The sequence below is a fragment of the Rosenbergiella gaditana genome, assembly GCF_018494065.1.
GTDB classification, from domain to species: Bacteria; Pseudomonadota; Gammaproteobacteria; order Enterobacterales; family Enterobacteriaceae; genus Rosenbergiella; species Rosenbergiella gaditana.
This window is the reverse complement of record NZ_JABBFR010000009.1, coordinates 56347-70575: the sequence shown is the minus strand read 5'-3', so window position 1 is coordinate 70575 and position 14229 is coordinate 56347. Positions and strand designations below refer to the sequence as shown.

The window sequence follows — 14229 nt, the reverse complement described above, 5'->3', positions numbered from 1 at the left end:
TATAAGGAATTATCAGTGATGAAAAAGATGATCGTTGCCACAGGATTGATGGCTGGTTTACTTTCTACACAGGCTTTTGCAGATGATGCCTCGGTTCTCCAATCACGCCTGAATAAAGTTAATAGCTTCCATGCAAGCTTTACCCAAACGGTAACGGATGGTTCTGGCGAGAATGTGCAGCAGGGACAAGGGGAACTATGGGTAAAGCGTCCCAGCCTTTTTAATTGGCACATGACCGCGCCAGATGAAAGTACTATTATTTCAGATGGCAAAACGCTCTGGTTTTATAATCCCTTCGTCGAACAAGTGAGTGCCACATGGCTTAACAATGCGACCAGCAACACACCGTTTATGTTAATTGCCCGTAACCAACGTTCAGATTGGAAAAACTACAACGTGACTCAACAGGGCGATCACTTCGCGCTGACACCTAAAAATGGTAGCGGTAATCTGAAACAGTTTAGTATTGATGTCACGCCAGAAGGGACAATCAATCAATTTAGTGCGATCGAGCAAGATGGCCAACGTAGCAACTATCAATTGAAAAGCCAAAAAAATGGCGCTATCGATGTTGCGAAATTCCAGTTCACTCCGCCGAAAGGTGTTACGGTGGACGATCAACGTCAATAAGTGATAAAGGTTTACCGTGAGTAATTTATCGTTAGATTTTGCGCCTGCTGAATTTCAACCCCTCGCTGCGCGAATGCGTCCCACTACGCTTGACGAATATGTGGGACAGCAGCATCTTCTCGCCCCCGGTAAACCTTTAGCTAAAGCGATCAAAGCCGGTCATCTCCATTCCATGATTCTGTGGGGGCCTCCCGGTACAGGGAAGACCACTCTGGCTGAAATTATGGCATTCTATGCGCAAGCACAGGTTTCACGCGTTTCGGCAGTTACCTCAGGCATTAAAGAGATCCGTGAAGCGATAGAGTTAGCCCGCATTAACCGCCAGTCAGGGCAGCGCACTATTCTTTTTGTTGATGAGGTACACCGTTTCAACAAAAGCCAACAGGATGCTTTTTTACCGCACATCGAAGATGGCACCATCACCTTTATTGGTGCAACCACGGAAAATCCTTCTTTTGAGCTCAACTCCGCACTGTTATCACGCGCACGCGTCTATCTTCTCAAATCTCTGACCAACAGTGAGGTTGAGAATATCATCGATCAGGCGATGGCTGACAGCTCACGCGGTCTGGCCGGACAAAACCTCCTTTTACCGGACACAACACGTAAAATGATTGCGGAATTGGTCAATGGTGATGCTCGTCGCGCGCTCAATACTCTCGAGATGATGGCAGATATGGCGGAAGAGTCCGCTCAAGGGCAACGGCAACTCACGCCAGAACTGCTGACGGAGATCGCTGGCGAGCGCAGCGCGCGGTTTGATAATAAAGGTGACCGTTTCTACGATTTAATTTCGGCTTTGCATAAATCGGTGCGCGGCTCCTCCCCGGATGCGGCACTGTATTGGTATGCACGCATTATTACTGCTGGAGGAGACCCGCTTTATGTGGCGCGTCGCTTATTAGCGATTGCTTCGGAAGATGTGGGAAATGCTGATCCACGTGGTATGCAAGTGGCGTTAGCCGCATGGGACTGTTATACCCGGGTTGGCCCAGCAGAAGGGGAGAGAGCTATCGCTCAAGCGCTGGTCTACTTAGCCTGTGCACCAAAAAGTAATGCCGTTTATACGGCTTTTAAACAAGCGATGCATGATGCGCGCCACTCGCCAGATTATGATGTTCCAGACCATCTGCGTAATGCGCCTACGACGTTAATGAAAGAGATGGGATTAAAAAAAGAGTATCGCTATGCGCATGATGAACCCCATGCTTATGCGGCGGGTGAGAACTATTTTCCGCCGGAAATAGCTGAAACACACTATTACCATCCGACTTCGCGCGGGCTAGAAGCGAAAATTGCCGAAAAACTGGCCTGGCTTACTGAACAGGATCATAATAGTCAGACAAAACGCTACCGCAGCAATTAACATTCCGGTAATCTGATACTTATCATCGTCGTTAACCACGACAAGTCTTTTTCACTTACTTAAACAGGATTAGCATGCTCGATCCCAATCTGCTGCGTAATGAGCCAGACGCAGTTGCAGAAAAACTGGCACGCCGAGGATTCACTCTAGATGTAGAAACACTACGCGGTCTGGAAGAACGTCGTAAGGTTCTACAAGTTGAAACGGAAACGTTGCAAGCCGAACGTAACGCACGATCGAAATCAATTGGTCAAGCGAAAGCGCGCGGGGAAGATATCGAGCCATTGCGTCAAGAAGTGAATATGTTGGGTGAGAAGTTAGATCAGGCTAAAGCCGATCTGGACACGCTACTCAACGAAATCCGTCAGCTAGCCTTGACCCTGCCTAACCTCCCTGATGATATCGTCCCAGACGGTAAAGATGATACTGAGAATGTAGAAGTTTTACGCTGGGGTACGCCAAAGCACTATGAGTTTAGCGTTAAAGATCACGTCGATTTAGGTGAGTTAAGTGGCGGTATCGACTTCGCTTCTGCCGTCAAATTAACCGGTTCTCGTTTTGTGATATTGAAAGGTCAAATTGCACGACTTCATCGTGCGTTAGCGCAATTTATGTTGGACCTGCATACTGAACAACATGATTACACCGAACTCTATGTCCCTTATCTAGTGAACCACGATTCACTGTTTGGTACTGGGCAACTGCCGAAATTTGGTAACGATCTGTTCCATACCCGTCCATTGGACGAAGAAGCAGGAAATAGCCAGTATGCCCTGATTCCTACGGCGGAAGTGCCGGTCACTAACCTCGTTCGTGACGAGATCATTGACGAAGAGGCACTCCCTCTCAAGTATACTGCCCATACGCCATGCTTCCGGTCTGAAGCTGGCTCTTATGGGCGTGATACCCGTGGGTTAATCCGTATGCACCAGTTCGATAAAGTAGAAATGGTGCAAATCGTGGCACCTGAACACTCAATGGATGCACTGGAATCGTTGACTGGACATGCCGAAAAAGTATTGCAGCTATTAGAACTGCCTTACCGTAAAGTACTGCTATGTACGGGTGATATCGGTTTTAGCGCGTGTAAGACTTATGATCTAGAAGTGTGGTTACCGGCTCAAGAGACGTATCGTGAAATCTCATCGTGTTCCAATATGGGGGATTTCCAAGCTCGTCGTATGCAAGCTCGTTGTCGTTCGAAGAGCGATCGTAAAACACGCTTGGTTCATACCTTAAATGGTTCGGGCCTGGCAGTGGGCCGCACACTCGTTGCGGTGCTGGAAAACTATCAACTTGCCGACGGTCGAATTCAAGTTCCAGAGGTCTTAAAACCTTATATGAAAGGCCTTGAGTTTATCGGCTAATCACCACGATTAGCGAGAAGCTCCATCGGTAACGATGGGGCTTTTTTTTAGTCCGAAACAAAAAGTGCCCTCTACTATTTCCCTCGATTGACTTTGCCGTAATCCCTGCCATTATGCGCTCACTTTTTTTCTTCTGAGCTACCCCAACCATCATGTCGGCGCTATCACGTCCAGTTATTCTGCTATTAAGTGGCTTGCTACTTTTAACAGTATGTATTGCTGTGCTCAATACACAGATTCCTTTATGGCTCTCCCATGAGTCATGGTCTACCCTGCAAATAGGATTAATCAGTTCTGCATTCTTTACCGGAAATTTAACCGGTACCTTGTTTGCCGGTAAACTGATTAACCGTTTAGGATTTAACCGTAGCTACTATTTAGCCACGGCGATTTTTGCGATAGCGACACTAGTCTTAGTGTTTAGTCACTCTTTTGAAAGCTGGGCGTTTTGGCGTTTTATCGCGGGGAATGGCTGTGCCTTACTCTGGGTAATTGTTGAAAGTGCATTACTGTGCTCTGGAACGTTAGCGAATCGAGGCCGTCTTCTCGCCGCGTACATGATTATTTACTACCTTGGGACAGTTTTTGGGCAAATTTTCATCAGTGCGATGCCACTCTCTGTCACCGCATTAGTCCCAGCGTTAGTAACCTTGATGATGTTGGCGATTATTCCGCTGTTATTTGTGGCCGTGACGGCGGGGGAAGCTGAAGAGGCTTTGGAAACCCCAAAACAACCCGGTGTGATGAAGATGTTTTTTCGTCGTCAATCACGCTTAGGGATTAACGGCTGTATTATCTCTGGTGTGGTATTGGGATCACTCTATGGACTCATGCCGCTCTATCTTTCTCATAAAGGCATGAGTGACAGCAACGTAGGCTATTGGATGGCTTTGCTGATCAGTGCAGGGATTATCGCCCAATGGCCATTAGGAAAATTGGCCGATCGCTACGGACGCTTACTGGTGTTACGCGTACAAGTCTTTGTAGTGATCCTCGCGGCGATTACCATGCTGATGAATGCATCATTGGTAGCAGGATTATTTATTCTCGGCAGTGCGGGGTTCACCCTCTATCCGGTGGCGATGGCCTGGGCATGCGAAAAGGTAAGTAAGAGTGAGCTTATTCCGATGAATCAGGCTTTACTTTTGAGTTACACCGCGGGGAGCCTAGCGGGGCCGGCGATCACTTCATTGCTGATGGAAACTTGGTCAGACAACGTATTGTTCGTGATGATTGCCATTGTCTCATTTGTTTACTTGATGATGTTACTGCGCAAAACAGACCAGCAAGCAACGCCTATTGCTCACGCATAAAAACAAGGCCTCAATCGAGTAATGCCAGTCAGTTGCTTAACTGATCGGCATTACCTCAATCGAGGCCTTTTAATTATATTACGTTAGCCTTGCGCATGTTGACGTTTGGCCGCTTGAAGCTTTTCGTAAGCCGCGAGTAAAGATTGATGTGCAGGAAAAGCCGTTAAGGCCGCATCGACTTCTTGTAACCCATAAAACGGCGCTTCGCCACTGACGGCTGCAGACGCTGCCTCGACGGTTGCTACCCCATACATTTTATTAAAAGCATTGAGATAATCAATGGCTTGGCGTTCGTCTTCCAGCGCCAACAGAAGCAGAGTTTGTAAGCAACGATAATAATTGGCGCGCTCAGCACTGAAGACCGAACCGTTAAATTCGATCGTCCATTCCGCCCAGGTTAATGCCTGATCAATATCGCCACCGGCTAACGCCAGCATCGATTTTAACTCACCGACGCGTAACGTTGACCAGCCATTATCTTTACCGGTTGCAATGCCTAACAGCTCACGCACACGGGTAAAGTCATCTAAACCATGGTCGTCAAGCGTAGAAATCAATTCTAAGTACTCTTCCGGTTCCCACTCAGAGCCTGGCAGTGACAGGATAATCTGGCGTAGGTTGGCACCCATATTGTTATTGGCTAATAATAGGTCTTCGGCCGGATAAATATCTGACATGCCTGGTACAATAATGCGGCACGCGTAAACACCTAGATGTTCATAATCAGCAATATACACTTCTTGCTGTTCCTGATGGAAAATTGACATCAAGGTGGAGAATTCTTGCTCGGTCGAGCCAGTGAATGACCAATCCACAAAGGAATAATCAGCACCATCTTTAAACATATCCCAAGAAATTAAACCACTGGAATCAATAAAGTGGGTTTCGAGGTTAGTGTGTTCAGCCACTTCTTCATCATCAAAGGTAGGGGGGGTAAAGACATCAAGGTCTTTTAAGCCCCGACCTTGCAGCAGTTCTGTCACAGTGCGCTCTAACGCTACGCCAAAATCTGGATGCGCGCCAAATGAAGCGAAACAGGTACCATTGCTAGGATTAAATAACACCACACAGATGACCGGATATTTACCGCCTAGTGAGGCATCGTAAGACAGAATGGGGAATCCTTCTGCTTCTAAACGGGCAATCGCTTCGGTAACGTTAGGGTAGCGGGCTAAAACTTCAGTCGGGATTTCAGGCAGGCTGATCGATTCGGCGATGATTTTATTTTTAACATAGCGCTCAAAGACTTCGGATAGCCCTTGAACCCGTGCTTCATTAGCTGTATTCCCTGCAGACATTCCATTAGAGACATACAGGTTGCCAATAATGTTCATCGGGATGTAGACGGTTTGCAGATCAGATTGGCGAGTGAAGGGTAGAGCACAAATCCCGCGTTCAGGGTTACCGGATTGTAGATCAATCAAGTCTGAGCCACTGAGTTCATTTTCTGGATCATAAAACTGGCGGAGTCGAGTATCCAGAATACCGTTTGGCAGCGAGTCATCTTCGCTCAGAGGGAACCACTTTTCATTCGGATAGTGGACAAAAGGGCCGTTCGCCACATCATCGCCCAACCAAAAGTCGGCAAAGAAGTAGTTAGTCGACAAACGTTCAAAATACTCGCCTAGCGCTGAAGCTAAGGCAGCCTTCTTGGTCGCCCCTTTACCGTTGGTAAAGCACAGCGCGCAATCTTTATCACGGACGTGCACCGACCAGACATTGGGAACAGGGTTAAGCCATGAAGCTTCTTCAATCGTGAAGCCAAGCTGCTGAAGTTTATCTTGAAAACGACTGATTGAATCTTCAAGGGCGGCATCTTTGCCGGGGATAAAGGTTTGCGTCATGGTGGCGCTCTCTGGTTAATCTAGAAATGATAGCGGCTATCATACGTTTTTTCACCGCGAGCGGCTATCGTTGTGCAGGGTTTTACAGCAATCTTTGTCCTTAAAGAGATTATCTATTGCAGCAATATTCTGGCAGTGATAAAACCGAAGGCTCAGCACAAATTCTTTGACAGAATAATAAAGGGTGAAGGTCAATGACGCAGGTGTTCAATTTTAGTTCCGGTCCCGCTATGTTACCAAAAGCAGTGTTAGAACAAGTTCAAACAGAGTTGCTCGATTGGCAAGGACTGGGAACCTCAGTAATGGAAATCAGTCACCGTAGTAAAGAATTTATCGCTGTTGCCGAGACAGCAGAGCAAGACCTCCGTGACCTACTTTCCATTCCTGCTAACTATAAAGTGTTGTTTTGTCAGGGCGGTGCACGGGCACAGTTCGCGGCGATTCCTGCCAATCTGCTGGGTTCAGCCCAACATGCTGATTATATTGATGGTGGCTATTGGGCCCACAGTGCGATCAACGAAGCAGCGAAATTTTGTACTCCTAATGTTATTGATATTAAAACCACGGAAAATGGCAAGGTTGCATTATTACCCATGGATCAATGGCAGTTAAATGATAATGCCGCGTATGTGCACTATTGCCCAAATGAAACCATCGACGGTACTGCGATTGACGAAGAACCTGATTTTGGCGATCGTGTGGTGGTTGCCGATCTCTCGTCCACCATTCTTTCCCGTCCGTTAGATATCAGTCGTTATGGTGTGATCTATGCGGGAGCGCAAAAAAATATCGGTCCAGCAGGCTTAACGCTGGTGATTGTACGTGAAGATCTTTTAGGTAAAACCTTCCAACAATTCCCTTCGGTATTAGATTTCAAAACCTTAGCGGACAGTGATTCGATGTTTAACACGCCACCTACTTTTGCGTGGTATTTATCGGGTCTGGTATTCAAATGGCTTAAAGCGCAGGGCGGTATCGAGGCGATGGCCAAGCAGAACCAAGCTAAGGCTGATTTGCTCTATGGCACCATTGATCGCAGCGACTTCTATCGTAACAATGTGATTGCACGTAACCGCTCTAAAATGAACGTCCCCTTCCAATTAACGGACGCTAATCTCGATAAGCTGTTCTTAGAAGAGTCACTGGCAGCCGGCTTGCATGCGCTAAAAGGACACCGTGCCGTCGGCGGAATGCGCGCATCGATTTACAATGCAATGCCGCTAGAAGGCGTTCAAGCGTTGACTGCCTTTATGCAAGACTTCGCACAGCGTCATGGTTAATTTTTAACATCACACTTTCCCTTCGCAAGCGGGGAAAGTGGCAATACGAGTATCTTAATGCAATCTTTGACTTTACAACCTATCTCCCACGTTAGCGGGACAGTAAACCTTCCGGGTTCCAAGAGCGTTTCCAACCGTGCACTGCTTCTGGCTGCGATGGCACAGGGCACCACACGCCTGACTAACTTGCTAGATAGTGACGATATCCGTCATATGTTAACGGCATTGACCGCACTGGGGGTGGATTATCAACTTTCAGATGATCGCACCGTTTGTACGGTAGTTGGGATCGGTGGTCCATTGCAGAGTCATGAACCATTGGAGCTATTTTTGGGGAATGCGGGAACAGCTATTCGCCCTTTAGCCGCAGCGCTTTCTCTTGCTGAAAACGATATCGTGTTAACCGGCGAGCCGAGAATGAAAGAGCGACCGATTGGTCACCTAGTCGACGCCTTACGCGAAGGCTGTGCGACGATCTCTTATCTAGAAAATAAGCACTACCCACCTATCCGCCTGCAGGGCGGTTTCAAGGGCGGTAACCTTAGTGTTGATGGATCGGTATCCAGCCAGTTTTTGACCTCACTCCTTATGGCAGCGCCGTTAACGCAAGGCGAAACGGTGATTACCATTAAGGGTGAGTTGGTCTCCAAACCCTATATCGATATCACGCTCGATTTAATGGCGTCGTTCGGCGTAACAGTCGAGAACCAAGATTACCAACGCTTTATCGTACAAGGTCAACAACAGTACCAAGCGCCGGGTGAAATTTTGGTAGAAGGTGATGCCTCTTCGGCGTCCTATTTCTTAGCGGCTGCCGCAATTCGTGGCGGAACGGTCAAAGTTACCGGCATTGGCCGTAACAGTGTGCAGGGTGATGTGAAGTTCGCCGAGGTGCTTGAGAAAATGGGCGCAACCGTCGAATGGGGGGATGACTTCATCGCTTGTACCGGCGCGCCCTTACAGGCTATCACGATGGACATGAACCATATCCCCGATGCGGCAATGACGATTGCCACAGCCGCGCTCTTTGCGCAAGGTACCACCACTATGACCAATATCTATAACTGGCGGGTGAAAGAAACCGACCGTTTGTTTGCGATGGCGACAGAATTGCGTAAAGTCGGGGCAGAAGTCATTGAAGGGGAAGATTACATCACTATCACCCCTCCAAGTCAGTTACAGCATGCTGAAATTGGGACCTATAACGACCACCGCATGGCAATGTGCTTCTCTTTGGTGGCACTCTCCGATACGCCGGTTACGATTCTCGACCCGGGTTGTACGGCGAAGACATTCCCTGATTATTTTGACCGACTCAAGTCGATCAGCCAGTTCTCATAATTATTCAAGCGAGCGTTTAAGCTCGCTTTTTTTTGCTTACAGGTGATGAGGTTAATAATGCAACGTAAAATGCTCTCTATGTCAATGATGGCACTACTAGGACTGGGTACGCTCACGATGGCCCAAGCGGCGGTTGTGCCGGCGGGGACGACACTCGCAGACCAGCAACAGATTACGCGGGGAAATGGTTCGGATCCTGCTACGCTCGATCCGCAACTGGCTTAGAGTAACGAAGCCTTTAATATTATTCTCGATAGCTTTGCAGGAGTCGTGGCCTTAGACAGCGAAGGGAAGGTGCATCCAGAATTAGCGGAGAAGTGGGACAATCAAGATAATAAAGTCTGGACCTTCCATTTACGCCCTGGGATCACGTGGTCGAATGGTCAGCCTATTACCGCCGACGATTTAGTTTACAGTTGGCAACGTTTGGCTGATCCGAAAACGGCCTCGCCTTATCAATCTTATATTAGCGCCGTGCATCTGCTGAATGCTGACGCGGTGATGAGTGGTAAGCTTCCCCCTTCAGCTATAGGCGTGAAAGCAATCGATCCGCAGACTTTCCAAGTCACACTTTCTCAGCCCGTTTCGTGGTTTTTACAGGCAGCAGCCTCACCCAGTTTTTTCCCAGTAAATAAAAAGGTTGTTGCCCAATTCGGTGATCAATGGACTCAACCTGCCAACATTGTGGTCAGTGGTGCTTTTAAACCGAATAAGTGGGTGATAAACGAACGCTTCGTCTCCGTCCGTAATCCGCATTATTGGAACAATAAGGCGACCGTTATTAACCAAGTGACCTATCTGCCCATTGCTGAACCTTCAGCAACGTTAAACCGTTACCAAAGCGGCGAGATTGATATTACGGATACCATTCCTACCGTCAATTTTGCGCAGATTAAGAAAACGATCCCTGAGCAAATCAAACAAACACCACTGCTGGGCGTCTATGAATATTGGTTCAATATGAATAAGGCGCCGTTTAACGACCCACGCGTGCGCATGGCGCTCAATTTAGCCGTCGATAAATCGATCATCACCGATAAGATTTTGGGTATGGGGCAGAAACCGGCTTGGACGCTGATGCCTTTACAGATTGGCGGAGAGACCTATCAACCTACTGAGATTGCAAAATGGACGCCTGCCCAGCGTATCGCCCAAGCGAAGAAATTATTGGCAGAAGCTGGCTTTAGCGCCGATAAGCCGTTAAAAGCAGAGCTGCTTTATAATACCTCTCAAGATCATTTAAAAATTGCGATTGCCTTAAGCTCGATGTGGAAAAAGAATTTGGGCGCACAGATCACGATGCGTAATCAAGAGTGGAAGACGCTTATTCAGACTCAACATAGCGGCGATTTCCAACTGATTCGTCAATCTTGGCTCGCCGATTATGATGCGCCGCCTTCGTTCTTAAATAACTTTATGACCGGTAACACGCAAAATGATGGCAAATACAGTAACGCGGATTACGATAAACTCGTCAATGCGGCGGCAGCTGAGAGTGATCCGGTAAAAGCCAAAGCGGATTATCAACAAGCGTTAGATATTTTAAGTAAAGAAGTGCCGGCCATACCCCTTTATTACTATGTGCAAAATATCCTAGTGAAACCTTGGGTGGGTGGCGTGTCAGTCAACCGGTTGAGCTTCTATAAAACGCAGGATATGTATATCCGTAAGCACTAACGAAAAAGGCCATGGTAAAGTCCGCCATGGCCTATCGATTATTTCTTATCTTCGCTTACATAACGCTCTTTCGCATCTTCTGCGTCTTGACGTGTAGTGTGCTGACTAATCAGGGTGTCAGGATATGGGTGATCGGCTCTCAATTCGTAGTGACCCACTTTGTCTTCACCTTGACCATCTGAAACCTCAATAATCCATGCCTTACGGGGATACGGGGGATGACCTGCCATAACTCGCCTCCTAGATAGCTTATCTCTATGATTATCGTTTGTTTTTCACAACATTAAGTGTAGACAAGCTTGTGCGTTGTGCAAGTCACCCTACCGACAGAGGGTACTGTTTACACCTCGAATCAGGTATACTTGTGGGATTTTATTGCCAAGCAGTAAGGAGTAAGGGATGACTACCATTCCCGTCATTACAATCGATGGTCCAAGCGGTGCAGGTAAAGGCACACTGAGTAAAGCCTTGGCTGAACAGTTATCATGGCATCTGTTAGATTCAGGTGCGATCTACCGAGTCTTAGCGTTAGCCGCACTGCATCATCAAGTTGATATTACCCAAGAAGAAGCTCTAGTCCCTCTGGCGGCGCATCTTGATGTTAAGTTTGTAGTCGAACAGCACCGCAGCCAAGTCATCTTAGAAGGCGAAGAGGTGACCGCAGCAATACGTACTCAAGAAGTCAGTAATACGGCTTCAAAAGTAGCGGCATTTCCTCGCGTTAGGGAAGCTCTATTGCGCAGACAGCGCAATTTCCGCGAGTTACCGGGGTTGATTGCGGACGGACGTGATATGGGCACCGTCGTTTTTCCCGACGCTCCGGTAAAAATTTTCCTTGATGCCAGTGCTGAAGAACGCGCAGAACGTCGGCAGCAGCAGTTGCAGCAAGCGGGTGTAGATGTTAACTTTGAGCGCCTATTAGCCGAGACGGTAGAGCGTGATGATCGCGACCGAAATCGTGCCGTTGCACCCTTGGTTCCAGCCGATGATGCATTAGTTATTGATTCCACTGGAATTGATATCGACAAAGTGACCACAATTGCCCTTGAATATATTCAAAAAAAAATTGCCTAACTTCGGCATGTAATTGTGCTAAAATGATTAGAATGCTGTAGCTTCATTCCATGGATGGTGTGAAGAATGTTAAACAACCCCATTAGACATGAAGTCCAATGGACGTTAAATTGAAGAATCCTAAGATTATCAATATGACTGAATCTTTTGCTCAACTCTTTGAAGAGTCCCTGAAAGAAATCGAAACCCGTCCGGGTTCCATCGTTCGTGGTGTAGTTGTCTCTATCGACAAAGACATCGTTCTAGTTGATGCGGGCCTGAAATCTGAATCTGCAATTCCTGCAGAGCAATTCAAAAACGCAGCTGGCGAACTGGAAATCCAGGTTGGCGACGAAGTTGATGTTGCGCTGGACGCAGTAGAAGACGGCTTCGGTGAAACCCTGCTGTCCCGTGAGAAAGCTAAGCGTCACGAAGCTTGGATCACGCTGGAAAAAGCTTACGAAGATGCTGAAACTGTTACCGGTGTTATCAACGGCAAAGTCAAGGGCGGCTTCACTGTTGAGCTGAACGGTATTCGTGCGTTCCTACCAGGTTCACTGGTTGACGTTCGTCCGGTTCGCGATACTCTGCACCTTGAAGGCAAAGAGTTAGAATTTAAAGTCATCAAACTGGATCAGAAACGTAACAACGTCGTGGTTTCTCGCCGCGCGGTGATCGAGTCTGAGAACAGTGCAGAACGTGATCAATTGCTGGAAAACCTACAAGAAGGCATGGAAGTTAAAGGTATCGTTAAGAACCTGACTGACTACGGTGCATTCGTTGATTTAGGTGGCGTTGACGGCCTGCTGCACATCACTGATATGGCTTGGAAGCGCGTTAAGCACCCAAGCGAGATCGTGAATGTTGGTGACGAAATCAATGTTAAAGTCCTGAAGTTTGACCGTGAGCGTACTCGCGTATCACTGGGTCTGAAACAACTGGGCGAAGATCCATGGGTTGCTATCGCTAAGCGTTACCCAGAAAGCACCAAGCTGACGGGTCGTGTAACTAACCTGACTGATTACGGCTGCTTCGTAGAAATCGAAGAAGGCGTTGAAGGTCTGGTACACGTTTCTGAAATGGATTGGACCAACAAAAACATCCACCCATCTAAAGTTGTAAACGTAGGTGATGTGGTTGAAGTCATGGTTCTGGACATTGACGAAGAGCGTCGTCGTATCTCCTTGGGTCTGAAGCAATGTAAATCTAACCCATGGCAGCACTTCGCAGAAACTCACAACAAAGGCGATCGCGTTGAAGGTAAAATCAAGTCAATCACTGACTTCGGTATCTTCATCGGTCTTGACGGCGGAATCGATGGTCTGGTTCACCTGTCTGACATTTCTTGGAACGCAACTGGCGAAGAAGCCGTTCGTGAATACAAGAAAGGCGACGAAATTGCTGCAGTAGTTCTGCAAGTTGATGCTGAGCGTGAGCGTATCTCTTTAGGCGTGAAACAACTGGCTGAAGATCCATTCAACAACTACGTTGCGCTGAACAAGAAAGGCGTTATCGTTAACGGTAAAGTGACTGCAGTCGACGCTAAAGGCGCAACTGTTGAACTGGCTGACGGTGTTGAAGGTTACTTACGTGCTTCAGAAGCTTCACGTGACCGCGTTGAAGATGCAACTCTGGTACTTAATGTTGGTGATGACGTTGAAGCGAAATTCACCGGTGTTGACCGTAAAAACCGTGTTGTAACCTTGTCTGTACGTGCTAAAGACGAAGCTGATGAGAAAGATGCTGTTGCTGCTGTGAATAACAAGCAACAAGATGAAAGCACCTTCTCTAACGCAATGGCTGAAGCATTTAAAGCAGCTAAAGGCGAGTAATTGCCAATAGAGGGATGGTGACATCCCTCCAACTAGCCAAGGGTGTCCGCACTCTTGGCTTTTTTTAAAACTGTCTTTCTTTACAGGATATTTCCGGAGGATTAATGACTAAATCTGAACTGATTGAACGCCTCGCAGCCCAGCAGACACAAATCCCTGCAAAAGCTGTTGAAGATGCTGTTAAAGAGATGCTGGAATATATGGCTTCCACCCTAGCGCAGGGAGACCGTATTGAAATACGTGGCTTTGGTAGCTTCTCTTTGCATTACCGTGCCCCACGTGTTGGTCGAAATCCTAAAACGGGTGAGAAAGTGGAGCTGGAAGGAAAATATGTGCCACATTTCAAACCGGGTAAAGAGCTTCGCGACAGAGCTAATCTTCCAAGCTAGAAAAGTGCAGTTTTAAAAAGACGGTATCGTAAGATATCGTTTTTGTTTTATCACTTCTCACAACTTTTTGTCCTCGTTTCTTTTCTGATTGATTACCTTCCCAAGACGCTCACAGTAAATTGTATAGCGAGTTCTCG

At 47.4% G+C, this 14229-nt stretch carries 11 protein-coding genes and 1 pseudogene; 10 read left to right on the top strand and 2 right to left on the bottom strand.

The features are described from left to right. The first annotated feature begins 18 nt into the window (after positions 1–18). The 4 genes from lolA to HH682_RS08230 all read left to right on the top strand — a co-directional run bounded on the left by lolA (position 19) and on the right by HH682_RS08230 (position 4676). Positions 19–630 carry an outer membrane lipoprotein periplasmic chaperone LolA gene (lolA, locus tag HH682_RS08245; protein ID WP_214237104.1) on the top strand — a complete coding sequence of 204 codons (612 nt, stop codon included), beginning with the start codon at positions 19–21 and terminating at the stop codon, positions 628–630. A 16-nt stretch (positions 631–646) separates the two neighbouring features. After that, positions 647–1996 (top strand): replication-associated recombination protein A, encoded by a 1350-nt coding sequence (locus HH682_RS08240; protein ID WP_214237103.1) that lies wholly within the window; start codon positions 647–649, stop codon positions 1994–1996. 74 nt (positions 1997–2070) lie between these two features. Then, entirely contained in the window at positions 2071–3363 is a 1293-nt protein-coding gene (gene serS, locus HH682_RS08235; protein ID WP_214237102.1) for a serine--tRNA ligase, read from the top strand. Positions 3364–3515: 152 nt separating this feature from the next. Continuing rightward, complete coding sequence (locus HH682_RS08230) at positions 3516–4676, top strand: MFS transporter (protein WP_214237101.1); 1161 nt, start codon at positions 3516–3518, stop codon at positions 4674–4676. An 83-nt stretch (positions 4677–4759) separates the two neighbouring features. On the opposite strand, the gene ycaO is transcribed toward HH682_RS08230, so the two are convergent. Continuing rightward, positions 4760–6520, bottom strand: a complete 1761-nt coding sequence (ycaO, locus tag HH682_RS08225) for a 30S ribosomal protein S12 methylthiotransferase accessory factor YcaO (protein ID WP_214237100.1) — start codon at positions 6518–6520, stop codon at positions 4760–4762. 194 nt (positions 6521–6714) lie between these two features. On the opposite strand from ycaO, the gene serC reads away from it, so the two are divergent. The 3 genes and pseudogenes from serC to HH682_RS08210 all read left to right on the top strand — a co-directional run bounded on the left by serC (position 6715) and on the right by HH682_RS08210 (position 10818). Next, complete coding sequence (gene serC, locus HH682_RS08220) at positions 6715–7800, top strand: 3-phosphoserine/phosphohydroxythreonine transaminase (protein WP_214237099.1); 1086 nt, start codon at positions 6715–6717, stop codon at positions 7798–7800. A 57-nt stretch (positions 7801–7857) separates the two neighbouring features. Continuing rightward, positions 7858–9141, top strand: a complete 1284-nt coding sequence (gene aroA / locus HH682_RS08215; protein WP_214237098.1) for a 3-phosphoshikimate 1-carboxyvinyltransferase — start codon at positions 7858–7860, stop codon at positions 9139–9141. 57 nt (positions 9142–9198) lie between these two features. Continuing rightward, positions 9199–10818, top strand: a pseudogene (locus HH682_RS08210) (peptide ABC transporter substrate-binding protein). Positions 10819–10856: 38 nt separating this feature from the next. On the opposite strand, the gene HH682_RS08205 reads toward HH682_RS08210, so the two are convergent. Then, positions 10857–11048 (bottom strand): YaiA family protein, encoded by a 192-nt coding sequence (locus HH682_RS08205; RefSeq protein WP_214237097.1) that lies wholly within the window; start codon positions 11046–11048, stop codon positions 10857–10859. 169 nt (positions 11049–11217) lie between these two features. On the opposite strand from HH682_RS08205, the gene cmk reads away from it, so the two are divergent. The 3 genes from cmk to ihfB all read left to right on the top strand — a co-directional run bounded on the left by cmk (position 11218) and on the right by ihfB (position 14092). Next, entirely contained in the window at positions 11218–11892 is a 675-nt protein-coding gene (gene cmk, locus HH682_RS08200; protein WP_214237096.1) for a (d)CMP kinase, read from the top strand. 134 nt (positions 11893–12026) lie between these two features. Beyond that, a complete protein-coding gene (gene rpsA, locus HH682_RS08195; protein WP_214237095.1) occupies positions 12027–13703 on the top strand; it encodes a 30S ribosomal protein S1 in 1677 nt (558 codons plus the stop codon). 104 nt (positions 13704–13807) lie between these two features. Next, on the top strand, positions 13808–14092 hold the full coding sequence (ihfB, locus tag HH682_RS08190; RefSeq protein WP_048911891.1) for an integration host factor subunit beta: 285 nt from the start codon (positions 13808–13810) through the stop codon (positions 14090–14092). The last annotated feature ends 137 nt before the right edge of the window (positions 14093–14229 follow it).